Consider the following 16,560-nt stretch of genomic DNA (forward strand, 5'->3'; position numbering starts at 1 on the left):
GTCGATGGCCAATTAGTGGCCGAACTTCTTGCGGATCTGCTGGACGGTGCGCAGCTGAGCTGCAGCCTCGGCCAGACGTGCGGCAGCAGAACCGTAATCGAATTCCGCGCCCCGCTCATGCAGTGCCTTCTCGGCAGCCTTTACGGCTTCCTGAGCGGAGGCTTCGTCCAGGTCGGCAGCACGTTGCACGGTGTCGGCAAGAACCTTGACCATGTTCGGCTGAACCTCGAGGAAACCACCGGAGATGTAATACACCTCCTCTTCCCCGCCCTGCTTGACCAGGCGGATCGGGCCCGGCTTGAGATTAGTGATCAACGGCGCGTGACCCAGAGCGATACCAAGATCACCCAGTGCACCGTGCGCAATCACCATCTCGACCAGACCGGAAAAGATTTCCCCTTCCGCGCTGACGATATCGCAATGGACTGTCATAGCCATCTGATTGCCTCAACCTAAATTAGCGCCCGTTGCCGGGCGCCGGGATTACAGTTTCTTGGCTTTCTCGATCGCTTCTTCGATGCCGCCGACCATGTAGAACGCTTGTTCTGGCAGGTGGTCGTAGTCACCGTTGAGGATGCCTTTGAAGCCAGCAATGGTGTCTTTCAGGGAAACGTATTTACCCGAAGCACCGGTGAAGACTTCAGCCACGAAGAACGGCTGCGACAAGAAACGCTGGATCTTACGAGCACGGTTTACCAACTGCTTGTCGGCTTCCGACAGCTCGTCCATACCCAGGATCGCAATGATGTCCTTCAGTTCTTTGTAACGCTGCAGAACATACTGTACGCCGCGAGCGGTGTCGTAGTGGTCCTGGCCGATTACGTTCGGGTCCAGCTGGCGCGAAGTCGAGTCGAGTGGATCGACAGCCGGGTAGATACCCAGGGAAGCGATGTCACGGGACAGAACGACGGTGGCGTCCAAGTGGGCGAAGGTGGTCGCTGGCGACGGGTCAGTCAAGTCATCCGCCGGTACGTATACCGCCTGGATCGAAGTGATCGAACCTTCCTTGGTCGAAGTGATACGTTCTTGCAGAACGCCCATCTCTTCAGCCAGGGTCGGCTGGTAACCTACTGCCGAAGGCATACGGCCCAGCAGTGCGGATACTTCAGTACCGGCCAGGGTGTAACGATAGATGTTGTCGACGAACAGCAGAACGTCGTTACCTTCGTCACGGAACTTCTCGGCCATGGTCAGGCCGGTCAGTGCTACGCGCAGACGGTTACCCGGCGGCTCGTTCATCTGACCGTAAACCAGTGCCACTTTGTCCAGTACGTTGGAATCCTTCATCTCGTGGTAGAAGTCGTTACCCTCACGAGTACGCTCACCCACACCGGCGAACACGGAATAACCGCTGTGCTCGATGGCGATGTTACGGATCAGTTCCATCATGTTTACGGTTTTGCCTACACCGGCACCACCGAACAGACCGACTTTACCGCCCTTGGCGAACGGGCAAACCAGGTCGATAACCTTGATGCCGGTTTCCAGCAGGTCGTTGCCGCCTGCTTGTTCAGCAAAGGATGGTGCAGGACGGTGAATGCCCCAGCGCTCTTCGGTGTCGATCGGGCCAGCTTCGTCGATCGGGTTACCCAGAACGTCCATGATCCGGCCCAGGGTCGCTTTACCGACGGGTACGGAGATGGCTGCGCCGGAGTCGATGACGTCCAGACCGCGCTTCAAGCCTTCGGTGGAACCCATCGCAATGGTACGAACCACGCCGTCGCCCAGCTGCTGCTGAACTTCCAGGGTGGTCCCGGCCGCGCTCTGAACTGTCAGCGCGTTGTAGATGCTCGGTACGCTGTCGCGTGGAAATTCCACGTCGATAACGGCGCCGATGATTTGAACGATACGTCCGCTACTCATAGCTGGATCCTCTGAATATTTGAACCGTTAAACCGCGGCAGCGCCGCCGACGATTTCCGAGATCTCTTGGGTGATCGCAGCCTGACGCGCCTTGTTGTAGACCAGCTGCAAATCGCTGATCAAATCACCGGCGTTGTCGGTAGCGTTCTTCATCGCGATCATCCGCGCAGCTTGTTCAGCCGCGTTGTTCTCGACCACCGCCTGGTAGACCTGCGACTCCACGTAGCGGACCATCAAGCCGTCAAGCAGCTCTTTGGCGTCCGGTTCGTACAGATAATCCCAGTGGTGCTTGAGTTCTTGATCCGGGGTTGCCACCAGTGGAATCAACTGCTCCACGGTAGGCTGTTGCGTCATGGTGTTGATGAACTTGTTAGACACCACGGACAGGCGGTCAATACGGCCGTCCAGGTAGGCATCCAGCATCACCTTGACGCTGCCGATCAAGTCATTGATCGACGGCTCTTCACCCAGGTGGCTGATAGCTGCAACGACGTTACCGCCGAAGTTGCGGAAGAAAGCCGCACCCTTGCTACCAACAACACACAGATCGATCTCGACGCCGTTTTCGCGGTTTACCGCCATGTCCTTGACCAGGGCCTTGAACAGGTTGGTGTTCAAGCCACCACACAGACCACGGTCACTGCTCACCACGACGTAACCGACGCGCTTTACTTCACGGTCGATCATGAATGGGTGGCGATATTCCGGGTTGGCGTTGGCCAGATGGCCAATAACCTGGCGGATGCGCTCCGCGTAAGGACGGCTAGCAGCCATGCGCATTTGTGCCTTGCGCATTTTGCTGACCGCCACTTTTTCCATGGCGCTGGTAATCTTTTGCGTGCTTTTGATGCTCGCAATCTTACTGCGAATCTCTTTTGCGCCTGCCATGTAACACCTATCAGGTTAGCAAGCGGGAGCCTTGCGGCTCCCGCTGCGGCTTACCAGGTTTGGGTGGCCTTGAACTTCTCGATACCGGCTTTCATGCCAGCGTCGATTTCGTCATTGAAGTCACCCTTCACGTTGATCTTCGCCATCAAATCGGCGTGATCGCGGTTGAAGAAAGCAATCAGCGCTTGTTCAAAGCTGCCGATCTTGGCGATTTCGACGTCAGTCAGGAACCCACGCTCAGCGGCATACAGCGACAGCGCCATGTCAGCGATCGACATTGGTGCGTATTGCTTCTGCTTCATCAGCTCGGTAACGCGCTGACCATGCTCAAGTTGCTTACGGGTCGCTTCGTCCAGGTCAGAAGCGAACTGGGCGAATGCCGCCAGTTCACGGTACTGAGCCAGAGCGGTACGGATACCACCGGAGAGCTTCTTGATGATCTTGGTCTGAGCGGCACCACCCACACGGGATACCGAAACACCGGCGTTCACAGCAGGACGGATCCCGGAGTTGAACATGGCCGATTCCAGGAAGATCTGACCGTCGGTGATGGAAATCACGTTGGTCGGAACGAACGCGGAAACGTCGCCAGCCTGGGTTTCGATGATCGGCAGTGCGGTCAGGGAACCGGTTTTGCCGGTCACTGCGCCATTGGTGAACTTCTCTACGTATTCTTCCGAAACGCGGGATGCGCGCTCCAGCAGACGGGAGTGGAGATAGAACACGTCGCCTGGGTAAGCTTCACGGCCTGGTGGACGGCGCAGCAGCAGGGAAATCTGGCGGTAAGCCACTGCTTGCTTGGACAGATCGTCATAAACGATCAGCGCGTCTTCACCGCGGTCGCGGAAGAATTCACCCATGGTGCAACCGGAGTACGGTGCCAGGAATTGCAGCGCAGGAGATTCCGAAGCACTGGCAGCCACGATGATCGTGTTCGCCAGAGCGCCGTTTTCTTCCAGCTTGCGAACCACGTTGGCGATGGTCGATTGTTTCTGACCGATCGCTACGTAGACGCAGAAAATGCCGCTGTTTTTCTGGTTGATGATCGCGTCGATCGCCAGAGCGGTTTTACCGATCTGACGGTCACCGATGATCAGCTCACGCTGGCCACGGCCGACAGGAATCATGGCATCGACAGCCTTGTAGCCAGTCTGTACAGGCTGGTCTACCGACTTACGCCAGATCACGCCTGGAGCAACTTTCTCGACCGCATCGGTCAAGGTGTTGTTCAGCGGACCTTTGCCGTCAACCGGGTTACCCAGTGCGTCGACTACGCGACCCAGCAGTTCCTTACCCACCGGAACTTCGAGGATGCGGCCGGTGCACTTGGCGCTCATGCCTTCAGCCAGAGACTGGTAAGCGCCCAATACAACGGCACCTACAGAGTCTTGCTCGAGGTTGAGAGCCATACCGAAGACGCCGCCCGGAAACTCGATCATCTCGCCGTACATGACGTCGGCCAGACCGTGAATCCGCACGATACCGTCAGATACGCTGACGACAGTGCCTTCGTTACGGGCTTGGGAGGTCACATCGAGCTTGTCGATGCGGCCCTTGATAATTTCACTTATTTCGGAAGGATTGAGTTGCTGCATTGCTCTGCTGCCCCTTCAAACTCAAGATTTCAATGCTTCGGCAAGATTCGCGAGTTTGCCGCGAATCGAGCCATCGATTACCAGGTCGCCGGCGCGAATGATGACACCACCAATCAGGGCGGCATCCTCCGCAACTTGCAGGCGCACTTCCCGGTTGAGTCGTGCACTGAGAACCTTGGCGAGTTTGTCTTGCTGTTCTTGGTTCAATGCAAAAGCACTGGTGACTTCAACGTCTACCGACTTCTCTTGTTCGGCCTTGTACAGGTCAAACAGAGCGGCGATCTCCGGCAACAGCGGGAGACGGTCGTTTTCGGCAACGACGTTAATGAAGTTCTGTGCCTTGGCATCAAACTTGTCGCCGCACACGTCAATAAACGTGGCGGCCTTGTTTGCGCTCGTCAGTCGCGGGGCCTTGAGCACGCGCTGCATGGTGTCGTCTTGCGACACTGCTGCAGCCAGGCCGAGCATGGCTGACCAAGAGGCCAGTTGCTGGTGGGCCTGGGCGTGCTCGAAGGCTGCCTTAGCGTAAGGTCGGGCCAACGTGGTCAATTCTGCCATGATCGCCCTCGCTTAAATTTCAGCAGCCAGTTTGTTTACCAGCTCCGCGTGCGCGTTTTGATCGATTGTGGCACCCAGGATCTTCTCGGCGCCGCCGACAGCCAGTGCACCCAGTTGGGCACGCAGCGCGTCTTTGACACTGTTCAGTTCCTGCTCGATCTCGGCCTGAGCCTGAACCTTCACACGGTCAGCGTCGATACGGGCCTTTTCAACGGCCTCTTCGACGATCTGATTACCGCGTTTCTTGGCTTGCTCAATGATTTCAGCTGCCTGAGCTTTCGCTTCGCGCAGTTGCTGACCCACTTTCTCATGGGCCAACTCCAGGTCGCGAGCTGCTCGGCTGGCAGCGTCCAGTCCATCCGCGATCTTCTTCTGACGTTCGTGCAAAGCCGCGATGACCGGAGGCCACACGAACTTCATGCAAAACAGTACAAAAATGAAGAACGCAACGGACTGGCCAATCAGGGTTGCATTAATGTTCACGCCAACACCTCGCTCGTTCGTTGCACATCACACCAATCAACTCGAAGGTTCGAGTGATTAGCCAGCGAGTTGACCAACGAATGGGTTCGCGAAGGTGAAGAACAAAGCGATACCAACACCGATCATGGTTACGGCGTCGAGCAGACCGGCAACGATGAACATTTTGACTTGCAGCATTGGAACCATTTCTGGCTGACGCGCTGCGCCTTCCAGGAACTTGCCGCCCAACAGGCCGAAACCAATTGCGGTACCCAGTGCGCCCAGGCCGATCAACAGTGCAACAGCGATAGCGGTTAGACCAACTACAGTTTCCATCTTTCCTCCCGACTTTTACGTCGTATGGTTTAGGTTTTTTAGATTTTAAAGCGGTAAAACAAATCGTTTCATAGCCCTGTTCGGGCCCCCTCTCGTTTGACCGAGAGGGACATCAGACTAGTCGAGACTGGTCTTAATGGTTCTCTTCGTGCGCCATCGACAGGTAGACGATGGTCAGCATCATGAAGATAAACGCCTGCAGGGTGATGATCAGGATGTGGAACACAGCCCACGCCCACTGCAGAACTACACCCAGGCCGCTAAGCCAGAGCAGACCGCTGCCGAACATCACAGCAATCAGAATGAAGACCAGCTCGCCGGCGTACATGTTGCCGAACAGACGCAGTGCCAGGGAAATCGGCTTGGCCACCAGCGTCACGAACTCCAGCAGGAAGTTCACCGGAATCAGCAGGGCTTGAACGAAGATGTTCTTGCTGCCGAACGGGTGCAGGGTCAGTTCGCCAATGAAGCCGCTGATGCCCTTGACCTTGATGCTGTAGAAAATGATCAACGCGAATACCGACAGGGACATACCCAGGGTCGCATTCGGGTCAGTGGTAGGAACAGCACGGAAAACCAGATGCGGGTCGCCGGAAATGATGGCAGCCAGCTTCGGAATCCAGTCAACCGGGACCAGGTCGACGGCGTTCATCAGGAATACCCAGACAAAAATCGTCAGGGCCAACGGCGCGATCAATGGATTACGACCGTGGAAAGTATCTTTCACGCTGCCGTCGACGAACTCGATCAGAACTTCAACGAAGTTCTGCAGGGCGCCTGGTTGACCAGAAGTCGCCTTTTTCGCCGCCATGCGGAAAAGAAGAACGAAAATCAGACCCAACGCGACCGACCAGCCGAGAGTATCGACGTGGAAAGCCCAAAAGCCCATTTCTTTGGCTTCTGCTGCGGTGTGGGCAAAACCCCACCCGCCAGTTGGGTGCTGACCGAAGGTCAGGTTCTGCAAGTGGTGCTGGATATAGCCCGAAGCGGTTGTCTCTGCCATGGTTGCCTCAAACGCCCTAAGGTCTCGAAAGTCTTGTTCTCATTAGCAGGGGAGCGAACCAGCTAACCAGTTGGGTCAGCACGAAGACGCCGAATACTGCTAACGGCGCCAATGGCTTCACACCTGCAAACGTCAATGCAAACAGCACTGCCGTCAAAATCAGTTTGCCCGCCTCGCCGGCATAAAAAGACCGGACGATGGCTTGAGCTGCTCGAGCGCCGGAAAACCGAAATGCCCTGTGAGCGAAATAAATATTGGGAAGCAAGGCTATCAGGCCTCCGCAGAGTCCTGAGTACCCGGCAACGACTCCATGCGATTGCCAGAGCGTCAAAGCGGCAATCAGCAAAACGACAAATTGAGCCATTAACACCGGAAAAACTGCCAGGCGATGGAACGGCAAGCGGTCTGGCGTGCGGTTTTCCATCTCTTTTGCTCCCCAATGGTCGGCTGCCAGAATTCAATAACTTGGCATAATTTGTGCCGACAAAATGCGCGCAGAGTATAGGGGCGGTTCTGCCCCTATTCAACTGTCAGGTAGTGATTTCCGACTTCACGCTACATGAGGAATTGTTTCAGCGGATGTGTGCAAGCACACCTTGAAGCTCATCAAGAGAGTTGTAGCCGATCACCAGCTGCCCTTTACCCTTCTTTCCGTGGCGGATCTGCACCGCAGAGCCTAGGCGCTCGGCCAGACGCTGCTCGAGTCGGGCGATATCCGGGTCCGGTTTTGCAGGTTCCACAGGCTCCGGTTTGCCACTCAACCACTGGCGAACCAGTGCTTCAGTCTGGCGCACCGTCAGCCCCCGTGCGACAACATGTCGCGCCCCTTCGACTTGTTGGTTTTCCGGCAAACCGAGCAAGGCACGGGCATGACCCATTTCCAGGTCGCCGTGAGACAACATGGTCTTGATGACTTCCGGCAAGGCGATCAGGCGTAACAGGTTGGCCACGGTAACGCGGGACTTACCCACAGCCTCGGCCACTTGTTGTTGAGTCAGCTGGAATTCCTGCTGCAAACGCTGCAAGGCCACCGCTTCTTCGATCGGATTGAGGTCTTCGCGCTGGATGTTCTCGATCAGTGCCATGGCGATGGCGGTTTCATCCGGCACATCGCGAACCATCGCCGGGATGGTTTCCTGGCCAGCCTGCTGACTCGCGCGCCAGCGGCGTTCGCCGGCGATGATTTCGAAGCGCCCGCTACCGATCGGGCGAACCACGATCGGTTGCATCACGCCCTGGACCTTGATCGACTGCGCCAGCTCTTCCAGCGCTTGAGGATCCATGTCCCGACGGGGCTGGTACTTGCCGCGCTGGATCAGGTCCAGAGGCAGGTGCTGCAGTTCACGCTGATCGGCCTGCACCGCTTGCTCTTCTAGCGAGCTGACAGTCGGACCACTCAGCAGTGCATCCAGTCCACGTCCGAGACCTCGTTTCTTGACGGCCATGGGGATTCCTTAAGTTGCCTGAGCAGCGGCGGTGCGTGAGTTTTTGCGCTGACGGCGAACCATCTCGCCCGCCAATGCCAGATAGGCAATCGCGCCCCGCGATGATTTGTCGTACGCCAGTGCCGGCATGCCATAGCTTGGCGCTTCGGCCAGACGGATGTTGCGCGGAATCACGGTGTCGTAGAGTTGATCGCCGAAGTGTTCCTTGAGCTGCGCCGAGACGTCGTTCATCAAGCTCAGACGCGGGTCGTACATGGTCCGCAACAGGCCTTCGACTTTCAGGTTCGGGTTCAGCAGTTCGGCAATGCGCTTGATGTTATCCACAAGGTCGCTCAACCCTTCTAGCGCGAAGTACTCGCACTGCATGGGGATAATCACCCCATCGGCGGCCACCAGCGCGTTGAGCGTCAACATCGACAGCGACGGCGGGCAGTCGATCAAAATGTAATCGTAGTTTTCACGGATCGGCGCCAACGCACTGCGCAGACGGCTTTCCTTCATCTGCATTTCCAGCAAAACAACTTCGGCCGCGGTCAGGTCGCGGTTGGCTGGCAGCAACTGGTAACCACCGTGTTCGGAATAGTGCATGGCCTGGGCCAGATCGCATTCACCGATCAGAAGGTCGTAGACCGAATTTTCCAGGCCGTGTTTATCCACACCGCTACCCATGGTGGCGTTGCCCTGTGGATCAAGATCGATCAACAACACCCGACGCTTGGTAGCGACCAGGGAAGCTGCGAGGTTGATGCAAGTGGTGGTCTTGCCCACACCACCCTTTTGGTTCGCTATCGCGAATACCTTAGCCATTCTTGCTTGTGTTCCCAATCATGCCGTGCGGCGCAGTATCAGCAGATGGCGTTGGCCTTGGCAACCGGGTACGGCCAGGGCGTGTTCGCTATCGAGGTGGAAGTCTGCCGGCAATGCTACCAGCTCATCGGCGGGATGAACGCCCTTCATTGCCAGCCAACGTGTATCGGCGTCGCCCAAATGGCGAGTCCAGTTGCTGAAGTTCTCCATGCTGCTGAATGCCCGGGAAATGATCCCGTTGAATGGCAGTTCCGGCAGAAAGGCTTCGACGCGACTGTGGATAACTTGCAGGTTATCGAGTTTGAGTTCGAGTTTGACCTGGGTCAGGAAGCGGGTTTTCTTGCCGTTGCTGTCCAGGCAGGTCACTTGCGACTCGGGAAACAGGATCGCCAGGGGAATCCCTGGCATGCCGCCGCCACTGCCCACATCCAGCCAACGGCCGTTTTCGATGAAGGACATAACGCTCAGGCTGTCGAGCAAATGCCGTGAAACCATTTCGTCCGGATCACGCACTGCCGTGAGGTTGTAGGCCTTGTTCCATTTTATCAACAGGGCCAGATAACCCAGCAGCTGTGCATGCTGGGCTTCCGTCAGGTTGACACCGAGCTGACGAGCACCTGTGGATAACTCTTCGGCGTGTTGCGAGGTGACCAACGAACTCAAGCGCTTTGCTCCAACTGACGGCCCGCGCCGCGTTTTTTCAAATGAATCATCAACAGCGAAATCGCTGCCGGGGTCACGCCCGGAATACGCGACGCCTGGCCCAAGGTTTCTGGACGGGTCGCGCCGAGCTTGCTCTGGATCTCTTTCGAGAGACCGGAGATGTTGGTGTAATCGATATCCACAGGCAGTTTGGTGTCTTCGCTGGCCCGCAGACGCGCGATTTCATCCTGTTGACGATCGATGTAACCGGCGTATTTGGTCTTGATTTCGACCTGCTCGGCGACCTGTGGATCTTCTGCGCCCCCACCGGTCACGGCGATCAGACCCGCGTAGTCGATTTCCGGACGGCTCAGTAGGTTGAGCAAATTGTATTCGTGGGTCAGCGGCGTACCGAACTTCTCGGAAATCGCATCGCCCTGCTCGGTGCCCGGGCGAACCCAGGTACTTTTCAGGCGTTGCTCTTCCAGATCGATACTTTCGCGTTTCTTGCAGAACGCCGCCCAACGCACGTCATCCACCAGACCCAGTTCGCGACCTTTTTCGGTCAAGCGCAGGTCGGCGTTGTCTTCGCGCAGGATCAAACGGTATTCGGCGCGGGACGTGAACATCCGATACGGTTCCTGGGTACCCAGGGTAATCAGGTCGTCGACCAAAACGCCGATGTACGCCTCGTCGCGACGCGGGCACCAGGCATCTTTGCCCTGAGCACGCAGTGCGGCGTTGGCTCCGGCCAGCAAACCTTGGGCGCCGGCTTCTTCGTAACCGGTGGTGCCGTTGATTTGCCCGGCGAAGAACAAACCGCCGATCACTTTGGTTTCCAGGCTGTATTTCAGGTCACGCGGGTCGAAGTAGTCGTATTCGATCGCGTATCCCGGGCGAACGATGTGCGCGTTTTCCATGCCGCGGATCGATTGCACGATCTGCAGTTGCACGTCGAACGGCAGGGAAGTGGATATCCCGTTGGGGTACAACTCGTGGGTGGTCAAACCTTCCGGCTCGATGAAGACCTGGTGGCTTTCCTTGTCGGCAAAGCGGTGGATCTTGTCTTCGATCGATGGGCAATAACGCGGGCCGATACCTTCGATCACACCGGAATACATCGGCGAACGATCAAGGTTCGAAGCAATGATTTCGTGGGTACGGGCGTTGGTGTGGGTAATCCAGCAGCTGACCTGTTTCGGATGCTGCTCTTTGGAGCCCATGAACGACATCACCGGAATCGGCGTATCCCCTGCCTGCTCGGTCATCACCGAGAAATCCACAGAACGACCGTCGATGCGCGGCGGTGTACCGGTTTTCAGGCGACCGACACGCAATGGCAATTCACGCAGACGATGAGCCAGCGCAATCGACGGCGGATCACCGGCACGACCCCCGGAATAATTCTGCATGCCGATGTGGATAAGTCCACCGAGGAAGGTGCCAGTGGTCAACACCACGGAATCTGCGAAGAAACGCAGGCCCATTTGGGTGACAACACCGCGCACTTGTTCCTGCTCGACGATCAGGTCGTCAGCAGCCTGTTGAAATATCCACAGGTTCGGCTGGTTTTCCAAAGCTTCGCGGACAGCGGCCTTGTACAGAACCCGATCTGCCTGAGCGCGGGTTGCACGCACGGCTGGGCCTTTGCGGCTGTTCAATACGCGAAACTGAATACCACCTTTATCGGTCGCCATGGCCATCGCGCCGCCCAGGGCATCGATTTCTTTAACCAGATGGCTTTTGCCGATCCCGCCAATGGCTGGATTGCAACTCATGGCACCGAGGGTTTCCACGTTATGCGTCAGCAATAGGGTTTTTGCCCCCATACGTGCTGACGCCAGTGCTGCCTCGGTACCGGCATGACCGCCGCCGATGACGATCACTTCAAAACGGGAAGGGAAATCCACCACGCACCTCGTGCCTGCTTCAGTCAGGTAATCCGGAAATAGTTTGAGCTCAGGTTTTTGGACCTGGTCGGCAAGTATAGGGACTTCGCCCTTCCTAAAGAACCCTTTGCACAAAATTTAACCAGCTGTGGAGAACTCAAGGTTATAGAAATTAAAAAGAGAGAAATTTATTAAATCTTTGTTTTTATGTTTATTTCTACTGAGCCACCTTTCTGTGGATAGATTGGTACAGCCCTTTATTTTCAATGTGTACAGGGATTCAAAACCCTGTGGTCATGTGCCATGGAGGCCCTTGGATAACCGGTTTAAGCCTGTGGATGAAAGGGGTGGTTATCCACAGAGGTGGTTATCTTCAGTTTTTAGGCCTTGTTATCAACTGCCCTTAGCGGCACTTATTCACAGGGCTTAATCCACAGAAAAGCCGCCGAATGAGCAAATCCCGGGCAAGGGAAATCCGCTCAAGCGAAGAATCTGCTCGGCACTGAGGAAAAAATTTCAGAAAAGGAGAGAACAGACAGGCCAAAATGGCCTGTCCGTGAATTGCTGAAGGGACTATTTACCGATGCAGAAGCTGGAAAAGATCCTTCCCAGCAGATCGTCGGAGCTGAATGCGCCAGTGATTTCGCCCAAAGACTGCTGCGCCTGCCGCAAATCTTCGGCCAATAGTTCGCCAGCCCCCGCTAATGTCAGCTGCGCACGGCCATGCTCGAGGGACGCACTCGCATGACGCAGTGCCTCCAGATGACGCCTGCGAGCACTGAAGCTGCTTTCGGAGGTCTGCTCGTAACCCATGCAGGCCTTGAGATGCTCACGCAGCAACTCCAGACCTTCGCCGGCAGACCTCGCACTGAGGCTGATAGTAACGTGGCCATCGTTGCTGACTTCCAAGGCAATCGCTTCGCCCGTCAGGTCAGCCTTGTTACGGATCAGCGTCACTTTTGCCGGATCCGGGCGGGTTTCGAGGAATTCAGGCCACAAGGCAAATGGATCAAGGGCCTCGGGAGCGGTGGCATCGACCACCAGCAAGACCCTATCTGCCTCGCCAATGGCTTTTAATGCCCGTTCGACGCCAATTTTTTCCACCTGATCATCGGTATTACGCAGGCCGGCAGTGTCGACCACATGCAACGGCATGCCATCGATGTGGATATGTTCACGAAGAATGTCCCGGGTCGTGCCGGCAATCTCAGTCACGATCGCAGCTTCACGTCCGGCCAAGGCATTCAGAAGGCTGGACTTGCCTGCATTCGGCCGGCCAGCGATCACCACGGTCATGCCGTCGCGGAGCAAGGCCCCTTGCCCGGCTTCACGCAGCACTGTGGATAATTCATCGCGCACTTTGTCGAGCATGCTCAGGACATGGCCATCGGCGAGGAAGTCGATTTCTTCTTCGGGGAAGTCGATGGCGGCTTCGACGTAAATGCGCAGGCCTATCAGTTGCTCGGTGAGGTTATGCACACGCTGGGAAAACGCGCCCTGCAACGAACGCAGGGCATTTCGTGCCGCCTGTGCAGAACTGGCCTCGATCAAGTCGGCAATGGCTTCAGCCTGGGCCAGATCGAGTTTGTCGTTGAGGAAGGCACGCTCGCTGAATTCACCCGGCCGCGCCAGACGACAGCCCAGTTCCAGGCAACGCTTGAGCAGCATATCCAGAACGATTGGCCCGCCATGGCCCTGCAGCTCGAGCACATCTTCGCCGGTGAACGAATTCGGTCCCGGGAAATATAGGGCGATGCCTTCGTCCAGCACCTCTTCGTTTGCACTGAGGAACGGGCCGTAATGGGCAAACCGCGGTTTCAGTTCGCGACCGCTGATGGCTTTGGCCGCCAGACTCGCCAGCGGCCCGGAAATACGGACGATGCCCACACCGCCGCGACCTTGAGCGGTGGCGACGGCAGCGATGGTTTCACGAGGAACGCTCATAAACCGGTATCCAGACAAAAGTGACAGATAGCAAAACGCCCCACTAGGGGGCGTTTTGAGTGGTTATCCACAGAGTAAGTTACGCCTCGGCTTTTTTGGTAGCCGCTTCGATCTTACGCGTGATGTACCACTGTTGGGCGATGGACAACACGTTGTTCACAACCCAGTACAGAACCAGGCCCGCCGGGAACCACAGGAAGAAGAAGGTGAAGATGATCGGCATCATTTTCATGACCTTCGCCTGCATCGGATCCGGAGGTGTCGGGTTCAACTGCTGCTGGATGAACATGGTTGCGCCCATGATGATCGGCAGAATGAAGAACGGATCCTTGATCGACAGGTCAGTAATCCACAGCATGAACGGCGCCTGGCGCATTTCCACGCTTTCCAGCAGAACCCAGTACAGCGAAAGGAAAACCGGCATCTGCACGAGGATTGGCAAGCAGCCACCCAGCGGATTGATCTTCTCTTTCTTGTACAGCTCCATCATGGATTGCGACATTTTCTGCCGGTCGTCGCCATGTTGCTCTTTCAGCGCGGCCAGTTTCGGTGCCACTGCACGCATGCGCGCCATGGATTTGTAGCTGGCAGCCGACAGCGGGAAGAAAATCCCCTTGATCAGCATGGTCAGGAAGATGATCGACCAGCCCCAGTTACCGACCAGTGCGTGGATATTTTGCAGCAACCAGAAGATTGGCTGGGCAATGAACCACAGAATGCCGTAGTCGACAGTCAGTTCCAGACCTGGGGACAACTCTTTGAGCACAGCCTGGCTTTTCGGACCGGCGTACAGAACGGCGCTGGTTTCGGCTTTTGAACCTGGCGCGACAGTCATTGCCGGGGCGGTATAGCCGATGATGTAGTTGCCTTTGCTGTCTTTACGGGTCTGGACGATATTGTTTTCGCCCTTGACCGGAATCCATGCAGTCACGAAATAGTGCTGCAACCAGGCAACCCAACCACCGGTGACGGTTTCTTTCAGCTGAGCCTTGTCCATGTCGCTCATCGACACTTTCTTGTACGGCTCGTTACTTGTCCACAGGGCGGCGCCCAGGTAAGTCGCGGTGCCGGTGGCGGTGCTGGAAGAAGGATCGGAGCTGGCATCACGCTTCAATTGCGCGAACATTGCACCGGACCAGGGCTGAGCGCTCTGGTTGTCGATCAGGTAGGAAACCGTTACGTCATACAGGCCACGTTTCAGCGTGAAACGCTTGATGTAGTTGACGCCGTCCTTGCTGAACTTCAGGTCCGCGACCAATTGGTCTTGACCGTCAGCCAGTTGATAAATCTTCTTCTCGGAGGAGTAAACCGGACGACCGGCAGGACTTGCGTCCGGACCGTTGGTGCCGATCAGGCCGCTCTGAGCCAGATAAGTCCGCTCGTTGCCGTTATCAAACAGCTGGAATGGAATTTCCGGATGGTCCTGGCGACGTGGATACAGCGGCAACGTCAACTGGGCAACATCGCCACCTTGTGGATCGATGGCCAGGTTGAGCACATCCGTTTTGATCTGGATGAGGTCTTTGCTTGCAGCTACTGGTGTTTCAGCAGGTGCAGTTGCACTGGCATCGCTTGCGGCGCGTGGAATGTCGTCACTGACAGAAGCATTATTGCCAGTCGCCGTATCCGGTAGGCCCGGTGCGGTAGTACTGGAAGCAACATTCTGAGTCGGCAGGGCAGCCTGGCCATAGTCCTGGTTCCATTTAAGAACCATAACGTAGGACACGATTGCCAGGGCGACGATCAGGATCGTGCGTTTGATATCCATGATTACTCGGCCATCGAAGAAGAACGGGAGGTAGGGATAGATGGAACCGGGTCATAACCACCGGGATTCCACGGATGACAGCGACCTAAACGACGAAAGGTCAGCCAGCCACCGCGCAGAAGGCCATGATTTTCTATGGCTTCATACGCGTAGCAGGAACAACTGGGGTAGAAACGACAGTGACTGGCCATCAGGGGACTAATGGCGTAGCGATAAAACTGGATCGGAATGAGCGCCAGTTTACGCATCGGGACTGTCTACCCCTACAGTTTCGGTTTTGACTGCTGGTACCGGCTTGCTGCGTGCCAGACGTTTCCAGAGTTTGCCGAAATGCTGAATCAATTCGGGGCTTTCTACGTCACCCAAACCTTTGCGCGCGACGATAACAATGTCCCAGCCGACCAGTAAATCCTGGTTCAGGCGAAACGATTCGCGCATCAGACGTTTGAGGCGATTGCGCTCGACGGAGAGCTTTACGCTCTTTTTCCCGATAACCAGCCCGAGACGGGGGTGATCAAGATCGTTATTGCGCGCAAGGAGCAGGAGATTTTTCCCCGGAACCTTGCCGGTAGGGGAGTCAAAGACTGCCTTGAAATGCCGGGGAGTAAGCAGACGCTTTTCCCGACTGAAGTCCTGACTCACCTCCAGTGCCGGATTATCAAACTGCCAGACGCGCACGACCTTTGGCGCGACGACGCGACAGGACGGCACGACCGTTCTTGGTAGCCATGCGAGCACGGAAACCGTGGGTACGAGCGCGTTTGATAGTGCTTGGTTGGAAAGTACGTTTCATTGTCGTGTTACCTGGTTCGTCCACAACGGGCCGGAATGGCCCCCGTTTTAAGAGACCGGGGATTCTAGAGAAAGCAAGCCTCTAGGTCAATTTCCAACCAGCGTTTCCTTATAAATAGATCTCCAGACGATTTGCTCGCCGAAGGTCGTTCGCTAGATATAGAAATAAAGAAGGGAATTATTTAAAGCTTTTCTGTAAAGCTTATAAAAGCTAGGGCCACGTTCATCTGTGGATAACTACCTTTGGCCCTTCTAAACCGTGATGTACAGAGAATGACAACTACAGTGGAAAACGGTGGTCAGCCTGTGCTGCGCTGTCGGATAAGCTGTGTGTGAAAAGGCTAGTTATCCACAGGCAGGTTATCCACTGAGTTTCGCCCCCACTTGTCCAGTGCCCTCATGGGCGGTTATCCACAGAGCTTATGCACATACCGTTGGTCTTCTTTTCAACGATTAACGCATTGATAAATCATGCCCTGTGCGCAACCTGCATGTGGATAAGTGGACGTCTGGTCGCTACAATGACCGCTTGTTTTTGCCTCACCGGCTTTCAACTTAGGGGATATCC

18 protein-coding genes are annotated in these 16,560 nt (G+C 56.1%); all 18 read right to left on the reverse strand.

The window, feature by feature from the left end:
• Positions 1-12: 12 nt before the first annotated feature.
• Positions 13-438 carry a F0F1 ATP synthase subunit epsilon gene (locus LOY56_RS26745; RefSeq protein ID WP_007969909.1) on the reverse strand — a complete coding sequence of 142 codons (426 nt, stop codon included), beginning with the start codon at positions 436-438 and terminating at the stop codon, positions 13-15.
• A gap of 45 nt (positions 439-483) precedes the next feature.
• Positions 484-1,863, reverse strand: a complete 1,380-nt coding sequence (gene atpD, locus LOY56_RS26750) for a F0F1 ATP synthase subunit beta (RefSeq protein ID WP_038980433.1) — start codon at positions 1,861-1,863, stop codon at positions 484-486.
• A gap of 27 nt (positions 1,864-1,890) precedes the next feature.
• Entirely contained in the window at positions 1,891-2,751 is an 861-nt protein-coding gene (atpG, locus tag LOY56_RS26755; protein WP_007934344.1) for a F0F1 ATP synthase subunit gamma, read from the reverse strand.
• Positions 2,752-2,801: 50 nt separating this feature from the next.
• On the reverse strand, positions 2,802-4,346 hold the full coding sequence (gene atpA / locus LOY56_RS26760) for a F0F1 ATP synthase subunit alpha (RefSeq protein ID WP_258618467.1): 1,545 nt from the start codon (positions 4,344-4,346) through the stop codon (positions 2,802-2,804).
• 21 nt (positions 4,347-4,367) lie between these two features.
• Positions 4,368-4,904, reverse strand: coding sequence for a F0F1 ATP synthase subunit delta (locus LOY56_RS26765; protein ID WP_027926211.1), 537 nt, complete (start codon positions 4,902-4,904; stop codon positions 4,368-4,370).
• Between the two features lie 12 nt (positions 4,905-4,916).
• Positions 4,917-5,387 (reverse strand): F0F1 ATP synthase subunit B, encoded by a 471-nt coding sequence (locus tag LOY56_RS26770; RefSeq protein ID WP_258618469.1) that lies wholly within the window; start codon positions 5,385-5,387, stop codon positions 4,917-4,919.
• Positions 5,388-5,444: 57 nt separating this feature from the next.
• Positions 5,445-5,702, reverse strand: coding sequence for a F0F1 ATP synthase subunit C (gene atpE, locus LOY56_RS26775; RefSeq protein WP_002555987.1), 258 nt, complete (start codon positions 5,700-5,702; stop codon positions 5,445-5,447).
• A 133-nt stretch (positions 5,703-5,835) separates the two neighbouring features.
• A complete protein-coding gene (atpB, locus tag LOY56_RS26780; RefSeq protein ID WP_258618470.1) occupies positions 5,836-6,705 on the reverse strand; it encodes a F0F1 ATP synthase subunit A in 870 nt (289 codons plus the stop codon).
• 16 nt (positions 6,706-6,721) lie between these two features.
• Positions 6,722-7,129, reverse strand: coding sequence for a F0F1 ATP synthase subunit I (locus tag LOY56_RS26785; RefSeq protein ID WP_258618471.1), 408 nt, complete (start codon positions 7,127-7,129; stop codon positions 6,722-6,724).
• A gap of 148 nt (positions 7,130-7,277) precedes the next feature.
• Positions 7,278-8,150, reverse strand: coding sequence for a ParB/RepB/Spo0J family partition protein (locus LOY56_RS26790; RefSeq protein WP_258618473.1), 873 nt, complete (start codon positions 8,148-8,150; stop codon positions 7,278-7,280).
• Positions 8,151-8,159: 9 nt separating this feature from the next.
• A complete protein-coding gene (locus LOY56_RS26795; protein WP_007934331.1) occupies positions 8,160-8,957 on the reverse strand; it encodes a ParA family protein in 798 nt (265 codons plus the stop codon).
• Between the two features lie 18 nt (positions 8,958-8,975).
• Positions 8,976-9,620 carry a 16S rRNA (guanine(527)-N(7))-methyltransferase RsmG gene (rsmG, locus tag LOY56_RS26800; protein WP_258618474.1) on the reverse strand — a complete coding sequence of 215 codons (645 nt, stop codon included), beginning with the start codon at positions 9,618-9,620 and terminating at the stop codon, positions 8,976-8,978.
• Complete coding sequence (gene mnmG / locus LOY56_RS26805) at positions 9,617-11,509, reverse strand: tRNA uridine-5-carboxymethylaminomethyl(34) synthesis enzyme MnmG (protein ID WP_258618475.1); 1,893 nt, start codon at positions 11,507-11,509, stop codon at positions 9,617-9,619. The genes rsmG and mnmG overlap by 4 nt, the downstream gene beginning before the upstream one ends.
• Before the next feature lie 552 nt (positions 11,510-12,061).
• Positions 12,062-13,432: a tRNA uridine-5-carboxymethylaminomethyl(34) synthesis GTPase MnmE gene (gene mnmE, locus LOY56_RS26810; RefSeq protein WP_258618476.1), complete on the reverse strand. Its 1,371-nt coding sequence runs from the start codon at positions 13,430-13,432 to the stop codon at positions 12,062-12,064.
• A gap of 79 nt (positions 13,433-13,511) precedes the next feature.
• On the reverse strand, positions 13,512-15,200 hold the full coding sequence (yidC, locus tag LOY56_RS26815; protein ID WP_258618477.1) for a membrane protein insertase YidC: 1,689 nt from the start codon (positions 15,198-15,200) through the stop codon (positions 13,512-13,514).
• Positions 15,201-15,202: 2 nt separating this feature from the next.
• Complete coding sequence (gene yidD / locus LOY56_RS26820) at positions 15,203-15,448, reverse strand: membrane protein insertion efficiency factor YidD (RefSeq protein WP_071552648.1); 246 nt, start codon at positions 15,446-15,448, stop codon at positions 15,203-15,205.
• Positions 15,441-15,842 carry a ribonuclease P protein component gene (gene rnpA / locus LOY56_RS26825; protein WP_258622917.1) on the reverse strand — a complete coding sequence of 134 codons (402 nt, stop codon included), beginning with the start codon at positions 15,840-15,842 and terminating at the stop codon, positions 15,441-15,443. The genes yidD and rnpA overlap by 8 nt, the downstream gene beginning before the upstream one ends.
• Positions 15,843-15,858: 16 nt before the next feature.
• Positions 15,859-15,993: a 50S ribosomal protein L34 gene (gene rpmH / locus LOY56_RS26830; protein WP_003213577.1), complete on the reverse strand. Its 135-nt coding sequence runs from the start codon at positions 15,991-15,993 to the stop codon at positions 15,859-15,861.
• Positions 15,994-16,560: the final 567 nt, after the last annotated feature.

The sequence above is a fragment of the Pseudomonas sp. B21-048 genome, assembly GCF_024748615.1.
Classification (GTDB): domain Bacteria; phylum Pseudomonadota; class Gammaproteobacteria; order Pseudomonadales; family Pseudomonadaceae; genus Aquipseudomonas.

What these genes read in the sequence shown, in the direction of transcription:
- LOY56_RS26745 (WP_007969909.1), bottom strand. Translation starts at nt 438, where the DNA reads ATGGCTATGACAGTCCATTGCGATATCGTCAGCGCGGAAGGGGAAATC.
- atpD (WP_038980433.1), bottom strand. Translation starts at nt 1,863, where the DNA reads ATGAGTAGCGGACGTATCGTTCAAATCATCGGCGCCGTTATCGACGTG.
- atpG (WP_007934344.1), bottom strand. Translation starts at nt 2,751, where the DNA reads ATGGCAGGCGCAAAAGAGATTCGCAGTAAGATTGCGAGCATCAAAAGC.
- atpA (WP_258618467.1), bottom strand. Translation starts at nt 4,346, where the DNA reads ATGCAGCAACTCAATCCTTCCGAAATAAGTGAAATTATCAAGGGCCGC.
- LOY56_RS26765 (WP_027926211.1), bottom strand. Translation starts at nt 4,904, where the DNA reads ATGGCAGAATTGACCACGTTGGCCCGACCTTACGCTAAGGCAGCCTTC.
- atpE (WP_002555987.1), bottom strand. Translation starts at nt 5,702, where the DNA reads ATGGAAACTGTAGTTGGTCTAACCGCTATCGCTGTTGCACTGTTGATC.
- atpB (WP_258618470.1), bottom strand. Translation starts at nt 6,705, where the DNA reads ATGGCAGAGACAACCGCTTCGGGCTATATCCAGCACCACTTGCAGAAC.
- LOY56_RS26785 (WP_258618471.1), bottom strand. Translation starts at nt 7,129, where the DNA reads ATGGAAAACCGCACGCCAGACCGCTTGCCGTTCCATCGCCTGGCAGTT.
- LOY56_RS26790 (WP_258618473.1), bottom strand. Translation starts at nt 8,150, where the DNA reads ATGGCCGTCAAGAAACGAGGTCTCGGACGTGGACTGGATGCACTGCTG.
- LOY56_RS26795 (WP_007934331.1), bottom strand. Translation starts at nt 8,957, where the DNA reads ATGGCTAAGGTATTCGCGATAGCGAACCAAAAGGGTGGTGTGGGCAAG.
- mnmE (WP_258618476.1), bottom strand. Translation starts at nt 13,432, where the DNA reads ATGAGCGTTCCTCGTGAAACCATCGCTGCCGTCGCCACCGCTCAAGGT.
- yidC (WP_258618477.1), bottom strand. Translation starts at nt 15,200, where the DNA reads ATGGATATCAAACGCACGATCCTGATCGTCGCCCTGGCAATCGTGTCC.
- yidD (WP_071552648.1), bottom strand. Translation starts at nt 15,448, where the DNA reads ATGCGTAAACTGGCGCTCATTCCGATCCAGTTTTATCGCTACGCCATT.
- rpmH (WP_003213577.1), bottom strand. Translation starts at nt 15,993, where the DNA reads ATGAAACGTACTTTCCAACCAAGCACTATCAAACGCGCTCGTACCCAC.